The following is a 16,802-nucleotide window of genomic DNA, read 5'->3' as shown; positions in this document are numbered from 1 at the left end:
GGTAACGGAGGGAATATGCTATGTCAAAAAAAGTATTAGTATTAAGTGAAGTTCGTGAAGGAAGCTTACGTAATGTTTCTTTCGAAGCAATTGCAGCTGCAAAACAAATCGCTGATGGTGGCGAAGTTGTTGGGGTACTGTTAGGGGATGCTGTAGCAGGTTTAACAGGTCCATTATTTGAATATGGTGCTGATCGAGTAGTAACAGTGGAACACCCACATTTAAAACAATATACATCTGATGGCTATAGTCAAGCACTATTGGCTGTTATCGAGCAAGAGCAACCAGCTGGTATTGTCTTTGGTCATACAGCAAATGGGAAAGATTTATCGCCAAAAATTGCAAGTAAACTGCAAGCAGGTTTAGTATCTGATGTCACTGCTATTGAAGGTGCAGGCGATGATGTGGTATTCATCCGACCAATTTACTCTGGTAAAGCTTTTGAAAAAGTAAAAGTGAAAGAAGGCATTGTTTTAGCTTCTATTCGTCCAAATAACATTACACCTTTAGAGAAAGCAGAAGGTAAAACAGGGGATGTGTCTGCAGTCGCTGTAGAGATTACAAACCTGCGCACAATTATTAAAGAAGTTGTTCGTAAGTCTTCAGAAGGTGTAGATCTTTCAGAAGCAAAAGTAGTTGTTGCTGGTGGTCGTGGCGTGAAGTCAGAAGAAGGCTTCGAGCCATTAAAAGAGCTAGCAGATTTACTAGGCGGTGCAGTTGGTGCATCACGCGGTGCATGTGACGCTGAATATTGTGATTACTCGCTTCAAATCGGACAAACAGGTAAGGTTGTAACACCAGATCTTTATATTGCAGCAGGTATTTCAGGCGCAATTCAACATTTAGCTGGAATGTCCAATTCAAAAGTCATTGTTGCCATTAATAAAGATCCAGAAGCAAATATTTTCAAAGTAGCGGATTATGGTATCGTTGGAGATTTATTTGAAGTTATTCCGCTTCTAATTGAAGAATTTAAAGCATTAAAAGTGAACGCATAATGCAGATGCAGGAAGGGATACCCTTCCTGCTTTTTTATATTGGTTTCCTTTTCAAGAAGCACTATTTGAAAATTATCGCAAAATAAAATATTGACATAATTAACGATAGACATTATAGTGATGGATACATTAATGATTTGAAACGCAAAGATTAGGAGTAGTAAAAGCTCATTATTCGGTGAAGAGAGCTGCGGGTTGGTGCAACGCAGACCAATAAGACTTTGAACTTGCCTAGGAGTGGTAACACAAATGTAATTATCAGATTATTCCATTTGTTTGACGATTAACCTTCGTTACAAGGTTTTAAGCTGGGTTCTCATGAACCAATTAGAGTGGTACCGCGGTTTGCTGATAGCATATCGTCTCTTCTTTCATTTGATGATGAAGGAAGAGATGGTATGCTTTTTTGATTTTTTAGGAGGTAAGAAAGTGGAAAAAAACAAGCAACAATTGACAAGAACAATGACCTCGCGTCATATCACGATGATGGCGTTAGGTGGTGCCATTGGCGCGGGATTATTTAAAGGAAGTAGTGCAGCCATTGATATGGCAGGACCATCTGTGCTGATTGCGTATTTAATCGGAGGCATTATTTTATTATTTGTCATGCAAGGCTTAGCAGAAATGGCTGTACGTAATAAAGAAGCAAGAACCTTTAGAGATTTAGTGCAATCAGTGTTAGGCAAATACCCCGCTTATTTCCTGGATTGGATTTATTGGAAAATGTGGGTTTTAAATATTGCGGCAGAATCTGTCGTTGCAGCTATCTTTATTCAATATTGGCTACCAGATTATCCAATTTGGATACTCGCACTTTCTGTTTCAGTGTTAGTAACAGCCATTAATTTACTATCCGTAAAAATATTTGCAGAAACAGAATATTGGCTAGCATTAATCAAAATTACCGTTATTATTGTCTTTATCATTGCAGGACTTATTTTATTGCTTGTTACGTTTGGAAATCATAATGCTGTTGGTTTTGCTAACTTAACAGAGCATGGTGGGTTTTTCCCTAATGGCTCGACGGGATTAATTGCAGCTATGCTTGTAGTTATCTACTCTTATGGCGGGACAGAAATCATCGGGATTACATTAGCTGAAACGAAAAATCCTGAAAAAGTAGTGCCAAAAGCTGTTCGCAGTACATTAGTACGTATTGTTACTTTTTATTTACTGCCATTCTTTATTATCGTAAGCTTGATTCCTTGGAATGAAGTAAATGGGGTTCCTGAAAGCCCATTTGTCATGGTTTTTAAAATGGTGGGTATTCCAGGGGCAGACCATATTATGAACGCTGTTGTTTTACTTGCCATTATTTCATCAATGAATTCTGGACTGTATGGTTCATCACGCGTACTCTATACACAGGCTGTAGATGGACGGGTGCCTAAAATATTTGCTTATTTATCGAAACGAAAAGTACCAGTATATGCAATTTTAATGTGTACTTTAGCGATGTATCTAGGGGTCATTTTATCTTTATATGCGGGAAGCAAGACCTTTGATTTTCTAATGGGATCACTTGGTTATACTGTGTTATTTATTTGGTTAATTATTGCGATTGCACATTTAAAATCACGTAAAAAACAAGCAAAGCACACAAGTGCCTATGAAGTAAAATGGTTCCCTTATACAACTTGGGTAGCTATACTAGCGTTAAGTGCGATTCTCATCGGGATTATTTTTACCACATCAATTATTGTGACAGGCATTACGTTAGCTATTTACCTTTTTATTACGTTAACCTATGTATTGAAAGGTCGTTATCAAGACAATTAATGGCTGTGATTTGATTTTTCGATATAGATTTGCATAAAAAATACATTGTAGGCAGATTGTTCGCTCAAGTGAATTTATCCATGCTATACTACAGTCATAGTAAGTTTAAGGAGGATTTCAAATGGCAATTGTACATGCAACAGATGCTACGTTCCAGGACGATATTAAAGAAGGGTTAGTACTAGTAGACTTTTGGGCTGCTTGGTGCGGACCATGTAAAATGATTGGGCCAGTTCTTGAAGAAATGGACGCTGCGGGTAGTGCGGCTAAAATTGTAAAAGTTGACGTTGACAATAACCAAGGTACTGCAGCTCAGTATCAAATTATGTCAATCCCATCTTTACTATTATTTAAAGATGGAGAATTAGTTGACAAAACAGTAGGCTTCCAACCAAAAGAAGCTTTAGAAGCATTTATCGCAAAACATGCGTAATGAATGAAGTTCACAAAGCCGAGCCATCAATAGATGTGTTCGGCTTTTTTTCGTTATATAATAAAGAAAATAACTAACATTATTCTAATGAGGGGAATTTTTACTTAGGGGGCAGGTAGGTAATGAATGATTTAATCAAACGAAAACTGGATATTTTACCAGATCAGCCTGGCTGCTATTTGATGAAGGATCGACAAGGGACAATCATTTATGTCGGTAAAGCAAAAGTTCTGAAAAACCGTGTCCGCTCTTATTTTACTGGAACACATGAAGGGAAAACGCAAAGGCTTGTAGGTGAAATAGAAGATTTTGAGTATATTGTGACGTCATCCAATATTGAAGCACTTATTTTAGAGCTGAATCTCATCAAATTACATGATCCAAAATATAATGTCATGTTAACGGATGATAAGACCTATCCATATTTAAAAATTACGAATGAAAAACATCCTCGTCTAATTACGACACGGAAGGTAAAAAAGGATAAGGCTAAATATTTTGGTCCTTATCCAAATGCCTATGCAGCAAGTGAAACAAAAAAGCTATTGGATCGATTGTATCCGCTGCGTAAATGTGTACAATTACCATCTAAGGTTTGCCTGTATTATCATATGGGTCAATGCTTAGCACCATGTGTGAAGGAAATTAATGGTCAGGTTTATCAAGATATGATTGAGGATATGACGAAGTTTCTAAATGGTGGTGTGGAGGCAGTCAAAAAAGAGCTTGAAGCTAAAATGCTAGCAGCTGCAGAAAATCTGGAATTTGAGCGAGCGAAGGAATTCCGAGACCAAATTGCCCATATTGATACGGTTATGCAGAAACAAAAAATAGTTTCAAGTGATACAACAAATCGAGATGTATTTGGCTATGCAGTGGAAAAAGGATGGATGTGTGTTCAGGTTTTCTTTGTGCGCCAAGGTAAGCTGATAGAGCGTGATGTCTCGATTTTCCCGATCTATCAAGATGCAGAGGATGAATTTTTAACTTTTGTTGGACGCTTTTATGAAAAACCAGAGCATATTAAGCCAAAAGAAATCTTTATTCCACAAGCCATTGATGCAGCTATCTTAACTGAATTATTAGAGATCAAAGTGCTCACACCGAAAAGAGGTCAAAAGAAGGAATTGGTTGAATTAGCAACCAAAAATGCCGAAATTGCTGTGGCAGCTAAATTCCAGCTAATAGAACGCCAGGAGGAACGTACCATTGGTGCTTGTGAGGCACTTGGTGAAGCAATGGGTATTAGTACACCTTTACGAATTGAAGCTTTTGATAATAGTCATATGCATGGAACGGATGCAGTATCTGCCATGGTAGTGTTCATTGATGGGAAGCCTGCGAAAAAGGAATACCGAAAATATAAAACACGTACAGCAGCCAAGCATGATGATTACGGTGCAATGCAGGAGGTTATACGTCGTCGCTATATACGTGTTTTAAAGGAAGGTCTCCCATTACCAGATTTAGTCTTAATTGATGGTGGTAAGGGACAAATGGAAGTAGCCCGTGAAGTACTAGAAGATGAGCTTGGCCTTGTTATACCGATTGCTGGTTTAGCCAAGGATGATAAGCATAATACATCTCAGCTCTTGTTTGGTGATCCACCAGAAGTGATTAGCTTAAAACGTACAAGTGATGGCTTTTATTTATTACAACGAATTCAAGACGAAGTTCACCGCTTTGCTATTACCTTCTTGCGTCAACAGCATGAGAAGCATGCCATTCAATCTGTATTAGATCATATTGAAGGGGTAGGACCAAAACGAAAGCAACAGCTGCTTAAACATTTCGGTTCAGTCAAAAAAATTCGAGAGGCGAGCGAGCTAGCATTACAGGAGGCTGGGATGCCCGCTAATTTAGCAAGCCAAATTTTTAGCTATTTTCAGCAACAATCATTGTCAAAGGAATAGGCATGTGCTATGGTTATAAATAACATTGTTTTCAATGTTATGGAGAGCCAACTGCGTGACTAGTTTGTTTACGCTAAGGCTTAATGAATTGAATACATTCACTTTAAAGTGATGATAGAGGTGCAAGGTTCAAGAGTAACACGATGGAGGATGGACAAGTCCAAAGATATTGTGTGAAAGGGGAGCTTGCCGAAGTACAGTATTGTTGTTCCATTGCTGTACTGGTTTTGCATTTAAGAAATGTAAGACTGTCGATTCTAAACGTTTCGGAGAGCTATCACACATGCGCAAGTTACGATTATTGTACATGTTATAGGCAGCTTTCACGTTATGTGGAGGCTGCCTTTTAGTTTTTCTAGAAACCCATAATTAGGTGAAATACATGAACTGGAAGGGAGAACGAAAGAAATGGCTAAAATCGTGATGAAGTTTGGAGGAGCTGCATTAGGTTCCACTGAACAAATCCAAGAGGCTGCTCGGAAAGCGATTGCTGAAAAGGACAAAGGTTTTGATGTAGTGGTGGTCGTTGCAGCGATGGGACACACTGTGAAAGAGATGAAAATGATGGTACATCAACTAACAGATGATGTATCGAAACGAGAATTAGATGCGGTTTTGTCAACAGGCTCTCAATTATCTAGTGCTTTATTTGCCATCGCCTTACAGGAAGCAGGCTATACTGCTGTGTCTCTAACTGGATGGCAAGCTGGTATACATACGGATGGTATGTATCGACATGCACGTATCGACTATATAGATGTTAGTCGAATGGAAGAACACTTTACACAGGGACAAATTGTAGTCATTGCTGGAGAACAGGGGATTGACGAAGAGCACAATATTACCATGCTTGGGAAAGGTGGAGCTGAAACAGCAGCTGTAGCACTTGCTGTATCGTTAGAAGCGGAGAGAGTTGATATGTATACAAATGTGGACGGTGTTTATACAGCAGATCCACGTTATGTTACAAATGCCCAAAAGCTACAGGAAATATCCTATGATGAAATGTTGGAATTATCTAACTTAGGATCTCATATCATACATCCACGTGCGGTGGAGTTAGCGAAGAAATTTCAAATGCCTGTTATTATACGCTCAAGTTTAGTTGAATCAGTAGGCACTTTATTGAAGGAGGAAGTAGAAATGGAAAAAAATTTAGTCGTTCGTGGTGTGGCATTTGAATCGGATATTATTCGTTTAACAGTAGGGTATGATGCTTTTTCCAATGCTTCATTAGCAGACATATTTACGGTTCTTGCAGAGAACCGTATTAATGTAGATATTATTGTCCAAGCCATTATTGATGGGTTGAAGCCAACTGTATCGTTTTCTATTTTAAAAGAGGAATTTGCGGAAGCATTACGTGTGTTAGAGGATAGTAAATTATCACTCGGATTTAGTTTTGCTGACTTCGAAATTGGGCTAGCAAAAGTTTCTATCATAGGTTCAGGCATGGCTTCTAATCCAGGCGTTGCTGCTCGTATGTTTGATCGGTTACGTCGTGAAAATATCCCTGTAAAAATGGTAAGTACCTCTGAAATAAAAGTGTCCGTTGTTGTCCCACAGGATGATATGATCAAAGCAGCTAATGCTCTCCATGATGAGTTTAATTTAGAGCAAGCACTTTACATATAATAATAGAAGAAACAGCATTTTATGTAATTGACCGAAATAAAAGGAAGAAAAAAGAAGGATTGTCCTCCCATTCTTTAATGGGAGACAATCCTTTTTAATTATTCTAAGGGAATGGTATTCATAATACGTTCTTTAACATCCCATTTGACTGTAAACATGACGTATTGTTGCTTTTCCCGTTTTTCATTATAGCATTCTGTCAGGTAGCCTTTCGCTAGTTGAATTTGCTCTGCTATAAATCCTGCTTCAAGTTTAAAGCTACGTTGCTTAATTTGCAGAATTTCAGGGTCATTTGTCAACTGGAAAATGCGTCCATCTTTTGATTCCTTTATGAGTTCTAATGTACCCCAGCAGGCATCTGCGAAAAATGCGATAAGTTCATCTTGACTTTTACATGGGAACTTGCGAGCAAGCTCCTTACCTGCCCAATAAAGGACATCATCTTCATGTTTACCGAGTATAGAAGATAGAATATGATCACGAATGATCTCATAGCCAAATGATGAGATTGTAGGAGATGGAGTGTTTAACATTGTTATCCTTCTTTCTTAGAATTTTCTTAAAATTTAACGGTAATAAAGTAATGATAGATTTTTCGAGAAAAAACGACGCATCATGTACTAGATTAGTTCTTTAATAAGCTCTATGAAAAACTCCGAGTTGCCTTGACGCTCGTAGCTCTTGAGAGTACAATAAACATGTCATAATATTGTACCATGATGAAATACACAGTCAATGAAGTATCATTTACAAAATGATGACTTCTTTTGTTGTGCTATTTTAAGTACTAAGGGGGGTAACAGTCTTGTCGAAAGATCGAGAGTTTTTATGGCGTCGCTTACATTCTCTACTTGGGATCATTCCAGTAGGTCTGTTTTTAACGATGCACCTGTTCATTAACTTTACAGCAACAGGCGGGGCAGAAAGTTACAACGATGCTACCGCAGTAATGGAAAAGATTCCATTCCTTATCCTAGTTGAATGGATTGTCATCTATATTCCATTAATGTTCCACGCATTCTATGGTGTCTACATTGCATTCACTGCTACACCAAACACAGGACGTTTCAGCACGTACCGTAACTGGATGTTCTCTTTACAACGTTTTACTGGTGTATTCTTAGTGATATTCATTGCATGGCATATTTTCCAAACTCGTATTCAAAAAGCACTTGGCACACACGTTGATTACGACATGATGGCGAATATCGTTGCTAATCCATTCATGCTTGGATTCTACATTGTTGGTATTTTATCAGCAACTTTCCACTTATCTAACGGTTTATGGGCATTCCTAGTAAGCTGGGGTATTACACAATCTCCTCAGTCTCAAAAGATCGCTACTTACGTAACAAACATTCTTTTCGTAATTCTAAGTGTAGTTGGTGTGGCTGCTATTTTAGCTTTCGTATAATTCAATAGAAGCTACGATAGAGCACATGCAATCATTGCAATTTTTTAAGAGGAGTGAGAAATAATCATGGCGAAAAGCAAAATAATTGTTGTCGGCGGTGGTCTTGCCGGTCTGATGGCAACGATTAAAGCAGCTGAAGTTGGTACTGAAGTTGATTTATTCTCATTAGTTCCTGTAAAACGCTCACACTCTGTTTGTGCGCAAGGCGGAATTAATGGTGCGGTAAATACTAAAGGTGAAGGGGATTCTCCATGGATCCACTTTGATGATACAGTATATGGTGGAGACTTCCTAGCGAACCAACCACCAGTAAAAGGTATGTGTGATGCAGCACCTGGCATTATTCACTTAATGGACCGTATGGGTGTTATGTTCAACCGTACACCAGAAGGACTTTTAGATTTCCGTCGTTTTGGTGGTACTTTAATGCACCGTACAGCTTTCTCTGGTGCAACAACTGGTCAACAATTACTATATGCGCTAGATGAGCAAGTTCGTTCTCATGAAGTAGCTGGTTTAGTAAATAAATATGAACACTGGGAATTCCTTGGTGTTATTATCGATGAAGACGGCGTTTGTCGTGGTATCGTAGCGCAAGATATGCGTACAGAAGAAATTAAATCATTCCGTGCAGACGCTGTTATTATGGCGACTGGTGGCCCTGGTATTATCTTCGGTAAAACAACAAACTCTGTTATTAACACAGGTTCTGCTGCTTCTATCGTTTATCAACAAGGTGCTTCATATGCGAATGGTGAATTCATTCAAATTCACCCAACAGCGATTCCTGGAGATGACAAAAACCGTCTAATGTCAGAATCAGCTCGTGGTGAAGGCGGTCGTATTTGGACTTATAAAGACGGTAAACCTTGGTACTTCTTAGAAGAGAAATACCCAGCTTATGGTAACTTAGTACCACGTGATATTGCAACACGTGAAATTTTCGACGTTTGTGTAAACCAAAAACTTGGTATCAATGGCGAAAACATGGTATACCTAGATCTTTCTCATAAAGATCCACATGAATTGGACGTTAAACTTGGTGGTATCATCGAGATTTACGAAAAATTCGTAGGTGATGACCCACGTAAATTACCAATGAAAATTTTCCCAGCAGTTCACTATTCAATGGGTGGATTATGGGTTGACTACAATCAAATGACTGAAATTCCTGGTCTATTTGCAGCAGGTGAATGTGATTACTCTCAACATGGTGCAAACCGTCTTGGTGCAAACTCACTATTATCTGCTATCTACGGTGGTATGGTTGCAGGACCAAACGCAGTAGATTATGTAAAACATCTTAAAAAGCATGCTGAAGATCTTCCACAAGAGATTTACGATGCACGTGTAAAAGAGGAACAAGCGAAATGGGATGCTATCATGAAAATGGAAGGCACAGAAAACGCTTACTTACTGCATAAAGAGCTTGGTGAAATGATGACTGCTACAATGACTGTAGTACGTTACAATGATCAGCTTAAAGATACATTGAAAAAACTTGATGAGCTTACTGAGCGTTGGAATAATATCAACATCAATGATACGCAAAAATGGAGCAACCAAGGCGCACACTTTACACGTCAGCTTAAAAATATGTTAGTGCTTGCAAAAGTAATGACAAAAGGTGCACTATTACGAAATGAATCTCGTGGTGCACACTATAAACCTGATTTCCCTAACCGTGATGATGAGAACTTCTTAAAAACAACAATGGCGAAGTTTGACCCAGCTACTGGTAATCCAATCATCACGTACCAAGAAGTCGACGTTTCATTAATCCCACCACGTAAACGCGACTACTCTGCGAAAGGAGACTAAAAGTTATGCAAATCGCAGCTAATACTGGAAGAATGGTCAAAGTGGAAATCTTACGTCAAGATACACAAGGCGGCAATAGCTACTGGCAAAAATTCCAAGTGCCTTACCGTCATGGTATGAACGTAATTTCAATTTTAATGGAAATTCAAAAAAATCCTGTTACTGAAGATGGTGTAAACACATCACCAGTATCATGGGATATGAACTGTTTAGAAGAAGTTTGTGGTGCATGTTCAATGGTGATCAATGGCCGTCCACGTCAATCATGTTCTACACTAGTAGACCAATTGACAGAGCCGATTAAATTGGAGCCAATGAAAACATTCCCTGTTATTCGTGACCTACAAGTTGACCGTGAACGTATGTTCAACGCTCTTAAAAAAGTGAAAGCATGGGTACCAATCGATGGTACGTATGATTTAGGTGAAGGTCCACGTATGCCAGAAGGTAAACGTCAATGGGCTTATGAATTATCTAAATGTATGACTTGTGGTGTATGTATGGAAGCATGTCCAAACGTGTCTGAAAAAGCTTCATTCATCGGACCAGCTCCATTATCACAAGTACGTCTTTTCAACACTCACCCAACAGGTGCAATGATTAAAGATGAACGTTTAAATGCGATTATGGGTGATGGCGGCCTTGCAAACTGTGGTAACTCTCAAAACTGTGTTGCTGCATGTCCAAAAGGTATTCCTTTAACAACATCTATCGCTTCATTAAACCGTGCAACTACTGTGCAAATGTTCCGTAACTTCTTCGGTTCTGACCACTATGTAGACTAATATACGGACAAGAACTCCCTTACACTTCGTGTGAGGGAGTTTTTTATAGTTATAGAAATGAATAGTTATCAAATTGAATATTCGCGTTTTTTCTATGATAATATAGCATTTTCTTTTATAATGAATATGTATTCATTTTGTTTACCGTCGATTGATAAAAGACGGGCAATTACATGACAGGGGATGGTATATCATGAAGGCAAATTATATCGATAATTTTCAAGAGTGGGAAAAGGGTTTTTCATTTTTTAGTGAGGTACGAGTACGATTTTCAGAAACAGACATGTATGGTCATATGAACAATACGATTAGCTTTACATATTTTGAGCAAGCAAGAATTGATTATTTCCGTCATTTAGGAATTTTAATGCCCTCAGTTGGAGAAGAGGATGTGAAATCTATACCAATCGTAGCCGATTTACAATGTGATTATGTAAAGCAGGTTTTCTTTGATGACGTTCTACGAATTTATACAAAAATCGCGCAAGTTGGGAATTCATCGATGGACATTCATTATCTAGCAAAAAATCAAAAGGACGAAATTTGTTTCACTGGTCGTGGAACGATTGTGCAAATGGATCCTCGCACAGGCAAAAGTGTACCGATTTCAGAGGAAGAAAAAACGAAATTAAATCAGTTGGCTATGCTACCTCACTAGCTCAATATGTAACTGTATGTAAATTTATTAAAATAGTAGGAATTGCATTTTACGTAAAATTTACGAATGTATCAATATAATTTTCGAAATTTTTAAGGAAACATGGAATAATCATGCAAATAGCCGTCACCGCTTCCTGCCCCTTAACATAAGTTACAATACGTGCGGGGGAGGAGGGTGTAACTGAATGAATGGCTCTCATCATCGTTCTCTTTTAACAAACCGAGAACGTGAAATATTTGCGCTTTTATTAGCTGAAAAAACAACGAGAGATATTGCAGAGCAGCTTGGTATTAGTGAAAAAACAGTGCGAAATCACATTTCCAATACAATTCAAAAGCTAGGTGTAACGAATCGATCTCAGGCGTTAATTGAGCTGTTACGCTTGGAAGAATTTAAATTAAACTAATGGACACTTGCTATTTCGTGAAAAAACCGACAAAATAGAACTATTCAACGTATTTTTAGGAGTGAAATAGTTATATGTCGGATGAAGTAACAAAGCACTCACCTGAAACCGTTGCAACGGTTGAAAAGGAATTACGCTATATAGCGGCCATCGTGAAGCAAAAGGGAAGAGAAATTGTTTCCGATTATGCGATTACGCCGCCACAATTTGTTGCATTACAGTGGTTAGAAGAGCTTGGTGATATTACAATTGGCGAATTATCAAACCGTTTATATTTAGCTTTTAGCACAACAACAGATTTAGTGGACCGAATGGAGAAAAATGAATTAGTCAAGCGTGTGCGTGATGAAAATGATCGCCGTGTCGTTGTCGTTCATCTTCTCGAAAAGGGCGAACGTATTATTCAAGAAGTTATTGAAAAAAGACAGCAATACTTGCAAGAGATGCTTGTTGGTTTTAATGAACAAGAAGTCGCGCAATTATCAAGCTACTTAGAAAAACTACATGTACACATGAAACAGGATTGAGGCGGAAAGTATGAATGCCCCGATAGGCGTTATTGACTCAGGAGTAGGCGGTTTAACCGTAGCAAAAGAAATCATGAAGCGATTGCCAAACGAAACGATTTATTATATTGGCGATACAGCAAGGTGTCCGTATGGTCCAAGAAGTCGTCAGGAAGTACGGAATTTTACTTGGCAAATGGCAAAAGCACTCGAAAAAATGAATGTTAAGATGCTCGTTATAGCTTGTAATACAGCGACTGCAGTAGCACTCGAAAGTTTACAAAGAAATATGCCTTTTCCAGTACTAGGTGTTATCAATGCTGGCGCACGTGCAGCTGTAAAAAAAACGAAGCGACATGAAGTCGTTGTGCTTGCAACAGAAGGAACAATTAAAAGTGGGGCTTATGAAGAAGCCTTATTGTCACTCAATACGTCAACACATATTATTCCACTAGCTTGTCCAACATTCGTACCACTTGTAGAAAGTGGCGAATATAAAGGTGACTTTGCAAATAATTTAATAGCAGAAGGCTTAAAGCCGTTGAAAAATCGACAATTTGATACGGTTATTTTAGGGTGTACACATTATCCTATTTTACAAAAACAAATTGAAGCTGTTGTCGGAGAAGATGTAAATGTACTATCTTCTGCGGAGGAAACAGCAAAGGATGTTCAGGAAATGCTAGCGTATAATGGCACTTTAGCGAATGTAAATGCGGTGCCTGCTCATAAATTTTTTGCAACTGGTTCTGTACCAATTTTCCGTTCGATTGCTGAGAATTGGTTAGAGCAAGGTACTCTTGACATAAAACGTATCACATTAAAATAAAAAATCAGCTTAGCAACAGGCTAGGCTGATTTTTGCCGTTTTTAGCATTGTACATAAACCACTATCGAGTACTTTTTCAATGACATAAATTATGTTAAGATGAGGGCGCGAAAGTTTTTAGGAGGAACAAATTAAATGACAAGATTTGATGGTAGAAATGCAGATGAGCTAAGACCTGTGAAAATAGATAGTGAGTATTTATTACATCCAGAAGGCTCTGTGTTAATTCAAGTAGGTAATACAAAAGTAATTTGTACAGCAACGATGGAAGACAAGGTACCTGGCTTTTTACGTGGGCAAGGGAAAGGGTGGATTACAGCCGAGTATTCCATGTTGCCTCGTGCAACCGCTCAACGTACACCACGTGAATCCTCTCGTGGGAAAGTCAATGGACGTACTATGGAGATTCAGCGCTTAATTGGACGTGCATTGCGTGCTGTAGTCGATTTAGAGGCGCTAGGCGAACGTACTGTGTGGATTGACTGTGATGTCATTCAAGCGGATGGGGGTACACGTACAGCATCCATTACGGGAGCATTTGTGGCCATGACACAGGCCATTGCTAAATTTGCTGAAGAGAAGCCATTCGAAAAATTCCCGGTAACAGACTTTTTGGCAGCAACAAGTGTTGGGATCGTAGTGGAACAAGGTGCTATTCTTGATTTAAATTATGTAGAAGATGTGGCTGCAGCTGTTGATATGAACATTGTGATGACAGGTGCAGGACGATTTGTCGAATTACAAGGTACTGGAGAGGAAGCTACCTTTTCTCGAGAAGAACTAAATGAATTGTTAGCATTAGGTGAAAAAGGCATACAACAATTAGTTGAACTTCAAAAAATAACGCTTGGTGAAATGGCAAACAAAATTGGAGGGAATCAATAATATGAAACAAGTAGTCATCGCCACAAAAAATAAAGGGAAAGCAAAAGACTTTGAAGCATTATTTGGACCACTTGGTTATGAAGTCGTGACAATGTTTGAAGTGGCCCCAGATATGGAAATAGAAGAAACAGGAACAACATTCGAAGAAAATGCCATCCTAAAAGCAGAAGCATTAGCGAAGGAGCTTGGAACCATTGTTATTGCAGATGATAGTGGTTTAGCAGTAGATGCATTAAATGGTGAGCCAGGTGTGTACTCCGCTCGCTATGCTGGTGACCATGACGATGAAGCAAATATGATTAAACTATTAGAAAATTTACAAGGTGTCGAAGATGACAAACGTACAGCACGTTTTTGCTGCTGTATTGCAATTGCAGGACCTGATTTTGCAACAACAACAGTATTTGGTACATGTGAAGGCGTTATTGCCCATGAAAAGCGTGGAACGAACGGCTTTGGCTATGATCCAATCTTTTTCGTGCCAAGCTTAAATCGAATGATGGCTGAGCTTTCACCAGAGGAAAAAGGCTCAATTTCTCACCGAGGCAATGCCATCCGCAAGTTAAAGGAGCAATTACCGAATCTTATCAAATAAGAGGTGATATCCATGAAAATGCTTGTTATGAGCGATACACATGGTGATAGCCATGTCATCGAAAAGGTTAAAGGTTTTTATCCTGAAATAGATGTTGTGGTTCATTGTGGAGATAGTGAACTTCCCTATTCACATGAGGCATTAGAAGGATTGAAAAAAGTACGTGGAAACTGTGATCGTGAAAAAGCTTTCCCTGAAGAAGAAATTTTCACTGTCCAGGATGTGAAAGTTTATGTAACACATGGTCATTTATTCAATGTGAAAAATTCCATCTTGTCATTGTCCTATCGTGCAAAAGAAGTAGGAGCACAGATCGTTTGTTTCGGTCATTCTCATATACTCGGTGCCGAAATGATGGATGGCATCTTATTTTTAAATCCGGGCAGCTTATTAAAACCACGAGGCCGTAAAGAGAAAAGCTTTGCTGTTGTGGAAATCAATGCAACATCTTTTAAAGTTGATTGCATGACAGATGACAATCAATGTATGGCTACATATACATTTGAGCGACAATAATAGGGGGAATCCGCATGACTACAAAGTATGCGGATTTTTATTTGGGCTGCTGATAATGGTAAAATTGCCTATGAATGATTAATGCTGAAATAGCAAAAATAAATCGTAAAGGCAATAAAGGAGAAAACATGAAAAAAACAATTGGCTGGCATTTTGATAATAGTTACGTTCAACTACCAAGTATTTTTTATTCCGACATTTCGTTAAATCCTGTCCGTTCACCAAAATTGATCTTATTAAATGAGTCAGTTGCAGCATCACTTGGGTTAGACATTCAGACTTTAAAGAGTGAGGAAGCATTAGCCGTTTTAGCTGGTAATACAATCCCAGAGGGTGGCGAACCGATTGCACAGGCTTACGCAGGGCATCAATTTGGTCATTTTAATATGCTAGGTGATGGTAGAGCTCTATTATATGGGGAGCAAATCACACCTCAAAATGAACGGTATGACATCGCTCTAAAGGGATCGGGTAGAACACCTTATTCTCGGGGTGGAGATGGGCGAGCCGCCTTAGGTCCAATGCTAAGGGAATATATTATTAGTGAAGCGATGTTTGCGCTAGGGATTCCCACTTCACGTAGTCTAGCAGTAGTCACTACAGGTGAAATGATTATTCGAGAAACGGAACTACCAGGCGCTATTGTCACACGAGTTGCAAGTAGTCATTTGCGGGTAGGGACATTTCAATATGCTGCGCAATGGGGGACAGATGAGGAGCTACAGCTCTTAGCTGATTATGCATTAGAACGACATTACCCAGCTAATAGTGGCGATCAAAATCGTTATCTTTATTTGCTACAGGAAGTCATAAAGAAACAAGCGACCCTTATAGCAAAGTGGCAGTTAGTGGGCTTTATTCATGGCGTCATGAATACCGATAATATGACCATTAGTGGTGAAACCATTGATTATGGTCCTTGTGCATTCATGGACGTCTATGATCCAGCGACTGTGTTTAGCTCGATTGATCGCCAAGGACGCTATGCTTATGGAAATCAGCCCAACATTGGTGGCTGGAATTTAACGCGCTTAGCTGAGTCCTTACTACCTTTAATTGATGATGATCAAGAAAAAGCCATTCAACTGGCACAAGAAACGCTACAACAGTATCCAAAATTATATGTAGAAAATTGGTTGGAAGGAATGCGTGCAAAGCTAGGCATTTTTAATGAGGAGCAAGAGGACATCAAGCTTGTTGAAGAGCTTCTTCAGCTTATGCAGCAATACCAAGCAGATTATACGAATACATTTATTGCCTTAACGTTTGAGCAATTGGAGGATTCGCCTTTATTTAACGCCTCAGCTTTTAAGGACTGGCATCACAAATGGCAAGCTCGATTAGCGAGACAGCAGCAAACAAAAGACATGTCACAGCAATTAATGCGTCAACATAATCCAGCTATTATTCCGCGTAACCACAGGGTAGAAGAAGCTTTGGAAGCGGCTGTAGAACGAGGCGATTATAGTGTGATGAACAACTTACTAAAAGTCCTAGCTCAGCCTTATGCCCATACGAAAGAGCAACAAGCATACGCTTCATTACCTGAACCGACGAATCAACCATATCGTACGTTTTGTGGCACATAAGTAAAAACGAGAGTTATTTATTCTCTCGTTTTTTATT

The 16,802-nt window shown here is 38.9% G+C and carries 17 protein-coding genes, 1 riboswitch and 1 other annotated feature; of the genes, 16 read left to right on the top strand and 1 reads right to left on the bottom strand.

The genetic code is table 11. The features are described 5' to 3' along the window. The first annotated feature begins 20 nt into the window (after nucleotides 1-20). The 5 genes from MKZ14_RS15805 (at nucleotide 21) to MKZ14_RS15785 (ending at nucleotide 6,758) form a co-directional block, all read left to right on the top strand. On the top strand, nucleotides 21-998 hold the full coding sequence (locus MKZ14_RS15805; RefSeq protein WP_016991548.1) for an electron transfer flavoprotein subunit alpha/FixB family protein: 978 nt from the start codon (nucleotides 21-23) through the stop codon (nucleotides 996-998). A 138-nt stretch (nucleotides 999-1,136) separates the two neighbouring features. Further along, nucleotides 1,137-1,368, top strand: a binding site (T-box leader). A gap of 59 nt (nucleotides 1,369-1,427) precedes the next feature. Next, nucleotides 1,428-2,777: an amino acid permease gene (locus MKZ14_RS15800; RefSeq protein WP_333005123.1), complete on the top strand. Its 1,350-nt coding sequence runs from the start codon at nucleotides 1,428-1,430 to the stop codon at nucleotides 2,775-2,777. Nucleotides 2,778-2,898: 121 nt separating this feature from the next. Further along, a complete protein-coding gene (trxA, locus tag MKZ14_RS15795) occupies nucleotides 2,899-3,210 on the top strand; it encodes a thioredoxin (protein ID WP_004226420.1) in 312 nt (103 codons plus the stop codon). Nucleotides 3,211-3,332: 122 nt separating this feature from the next. Next, entirely contained in the window at nucleotides 3,333-5,123 is a 1,791-nt protein-coding gene (gene uvrC / locus MKZ14_RS15790) for an excinuclease ABC subunit UvrC (protein ID WP_016991547.1), read from the top strand. 107 nt (nucleotides 5,124-5,230) lie between these two features. Then, a riboswitch (Lysine riboswitch) is annotated at nucleotides 5,231-5,408 on the top strand. A 123-nt stretch (nucleotides 5,409-5,531) separates the two neighbouring features. Further along, nucleotides 5,532-6,758 carry an aspartate kinase gene (locus tag MKZ14_RS15785; RefSeq protein WP_312123698.1) on the top strand — a complete coding sequence of 409 codons (1,227 nt, stop codon included), beginning with the start codon at nucleotides 5,532-5,534 and terminating at the stop codon, nucleotides 6,756-6,758. A 98-nt stretch (nucleotides 6,759-6,856) separates the two neighbouring features. Here MKZ14_RS15785 and MKZ14_RS15780 read toward each other — a convergent pair whose 3' ends face one another. Then, nucleotides 6,857-7,291 (bottom strand): YslB family protein, encoded by a 435-nt coding sequence (locus MKZ14_RS15780; protein ID WP_016991545.1) that lies wholly within the window; start codon nucleotides 7,289-7,291, stop codon nucleotides 6,857-6,859. Between the two features lie 272 nt (nucleotides 7,292-7,563). Here MKZ14_RS15780 and MKZ14_RS15775 point away from each other — a divergent pair, with 272 nt between their 5' ends. The 11 genes from MKZ14_RS15775 (at nucleotide 7,564) to MKZ14_RS15725 (ending at nucleotide 16,765) form a co-directional block, all read left to right on the top strand. Next, complete coding sequence (locus MKZ14_RS15775) at nucleotides 7,564-8,172, top strand: succinate dehydrogenase cytochrome b558 subunit (protein WP_004226428.1); 609 nt, start codon at nucleotides 7,564-7,566, stop codon at nucleotides 8,170-8,172. 66 nt (nucleotides 8,173-8,238) lie between these two features. After that, nucleotides 8,239-9,993, top strand: a complete 1,755-nt coding sequence (gene sdhA, locus MKZ14_RS15770; RefSeq protein WP_339280209.1) for a succinate dehydrogenase flavoprotein subunit — start codon at nucleotides 8,239-8,241, stop codon at nucleotides 9,991-9,993. 5 nt (nucleotides 9,994-9,998) lie between these two features. Further along, complete coding sequence (sdhB, locus tag MKZ14_RS15765; protein WP_004226431.1) at nucleotides 9,999-10,778, top strand: succinate dehydrogenase iron-sulfur subunit; 780 nt, start codon at nucleotides 9,999-10,001, stop codon at nucleotides 10,776-10,778. Nucleotides 10,779-10,971: 193 nt separating this feature from the next. Then, nucleotides 10,972-11,436, top strand: coding sequence for a thioesterase family protein (locus MKZ14_RS15760; RefSeq protein ID WP_036078272.1), 465 nt, complete (start codon nucleotides 10,972-10,974; stop codon nucleotides 11,434-11,436). Nucleotides 11,437-11,623: 187 nt separating this feature from the next. Next, entirely contained in the window at nucleotides 11,624-11,845 is a 222-nt protein-coding gene (locus MKZ14_RS15755; protein WP_339280208.1) for a LuxR C-terminal-related transcriptional regulator, read from the top strand. 74 nt (nucleotides 11,846-11,919) lie between these two features. Beyond that, nucleotides 11,920-12,372, top strand: coding sequence for a MarR family transcriptional regulator (locus MKZ14_RS15750; protein WP_016991542.1), 453 nt, complete (start codon nucleotides 11,920-11,922; stop codon nucleotides 12,370-12,372). A gap of 10 nt (nucleotides 12,373-12,382) precedes the next feature. Beyond that, nucleotides 12,383-13,180, top strand: a complete 798-nt coding sequence (gene racE, locus MKZ14_RS15745) for a glutamate racemase (protein ID WP_036078269.1) — start codon at nucleotides 12,383-12,385, stop codon at nucleotides 13,178-13,180. A 135-nt stretch (nucleotides 13,181-13,315) separates the two neighbouring features. Next, entirely contained in the window at nucleotides 13,316-14,065 is a 750-nt protein-coding gene (gene rph, locus MKZ14_RS15740) for a ribonuclease PH (protein ID WP_016991541.1), read from the top strand. A gap of 1 nt (nucleotide 14,066) precedes the next feature. Next, nucleotides 14,067-14,660, top strand: a complete 594-nt coding sequence (locus tag MKZ14_RS15735) for an XTP/dITP diphosphatase (protein WP_016991540.1) — start codon at nucleotides 14,067-14,069, stop codon at nucleotides 14,658-14,660. 12 nt (nucleotides 14,661-14,672) lie between these two features. Next, the gene (locus MKZ14_RS15730; RefSeq protein ID WP_016991539.1) at nucleotides 14,673-15,176 is read left to right on the top strand and encodes a metallophosphoesterase; all 504 of its coding nucleotides are present in this window, start codon (nucleotides 14,673-14,675) and stop codon (nucleotides 15,174-15,176) included. A gap of 128 nt (nucleotides 15,177-15,304) precedes the next feature. Then, nucleotides 15,305-16,765 carry a YdiU family protein gene (locus MKZ14_RS15725; protein WP_339280207.1) on the top strand — a complete coding sequence of 487 codons (1,461 nt, stop codon included), beginning with the start codon at nucleotides 15,305-15,307 and terminating at the stop codon, nucleotides 16,763-16,765. The last annotated feature ends 37 nt before the right edge of the window (nucleotides 16,766-16,802 follow it).

This window comes from Lysinibacillus sp. FSL P2-0066, assembly GCF_037969495.1.
Lineage (GTDB): Bacteria > Bacillota > Bacilli > Bacillales_A > Planococcaceae > Lysinibacillus > Lysinibacillus boronitolerans.
Note: the sequence above shows the minus strand (reverse complement) of the source record. Positions and strands in the feature narration are given on the sequence as shown.

What these genes read in the sequence shown, in the direction of transcription:
- MKZ14_RS15725 (WP_339280207.1), top strand. Translation starts at nt 15,305, where the DNA reads ATGAAAAAAACAATTGGCTGGCATTTTGATAATAGTTACGTTCAACTA.
- MKZ14_RS15785 (WP_312123698.1), top strand. Translation starts at nt 5,532, where the DNA reads ATGGCTAAAATCGTGATGAAGTTTGGAGGAGCTGCATTAGGTTCCACT.
- MKZ14_RS15735 (WP_016991540.1), top strand. Translation starts at nt 14,067, where the DNA reads ATGAAACAAGTAGTCATCGCCACAAAAAATAAAGGGAAAGCAAAAGAC.
- MKZ14_RS15760 (WP_036078272.1), top strand. Translation starts at nt 10,972, where the DNA reads ATGAAGGCAAATTATATCGATAATTTTCAAGAGTGGGAAAAGGGTTTT.
- MKZ14_RS15750 (WP_016991542.1), top strand. Translation starts at nt 11,920, where the DNA reads ATGTCGGATGAAGTAACAAAGCACTCACCTGAAACCGTTGCAACGGTT.
- MKZ14_RS15730 (WP_016991539.1), top strand. Translation starts at nt 14,673, where the DNA reads ATGAAAATGCTTGTTATGAGCGATACACATGGTGATAGCCATGTCATC.
- MKZ14_RS15780 (WP_016991545.1), bottom strand. Translation starts at nt 7,291, where the DNA reads ATGTTAAACACTCCATCTCCTACAATCTCATCATTTGGCTATGAGATC.
- rph (WP_016991541.1), top strand. Translation starts at nt 13,316, where the DNA reads ATGACAAGATTTGATGGTAGAAATGCAGATGAGCTAAGACCTGTGAAA.
- MKZ14_RS15755 (WP_339280208.1), top strand. Translation starts at nt 11,624, where the DNA reads ATGAATGGCTCTCATCATCGTTCTCTTTTAACAAACCGAGAACGTGAA.
- racE (WP_036078269.1), top strand. Translation starts at nt 12,383, where the DNA reads ATGAATGCCCCGATAGGCGTTATTGACTCAGGAGTAGGCGGTTTAACC.
- trxA (WP_004226420.1), top strand. Translation starts at nt 2,899, where the DNA reads ATGGCAATTGTACATGCAACAGATGCTACGTTCCAGGACGATATTAAA.
- sdhA (WP_339280209.1), top strand. Translation starts at nt 8,239, where the DNA reads ATGGCGAAAAGCAAAATAATTGTTGTCGGCGGTGGTCTTGCCGGTCTG.
- sdhB (WP_004226431.1), top strand. Translation starts at nt 9,999, where the DNA reads ATGCAAATCGCAGCTAATACTGGAAGAATGGTCAAAGTGGAAATCTTA.
- uvrC (WP_016991547.1), top strand. Translation starts at nt 3,333, where the DNA reads ATGAATGATTTAATCAAACGAAAACTGGATATTTTACCAGATCAGCCT.
- MKZ14_RS15805 (WP_016991548.1), top strand. Translation starts at nt 21, where the DNA reads ATGTCAAAAAAAGTATTAGTATTAAGTGAAGTTCGTGAAGGAAGCTTA.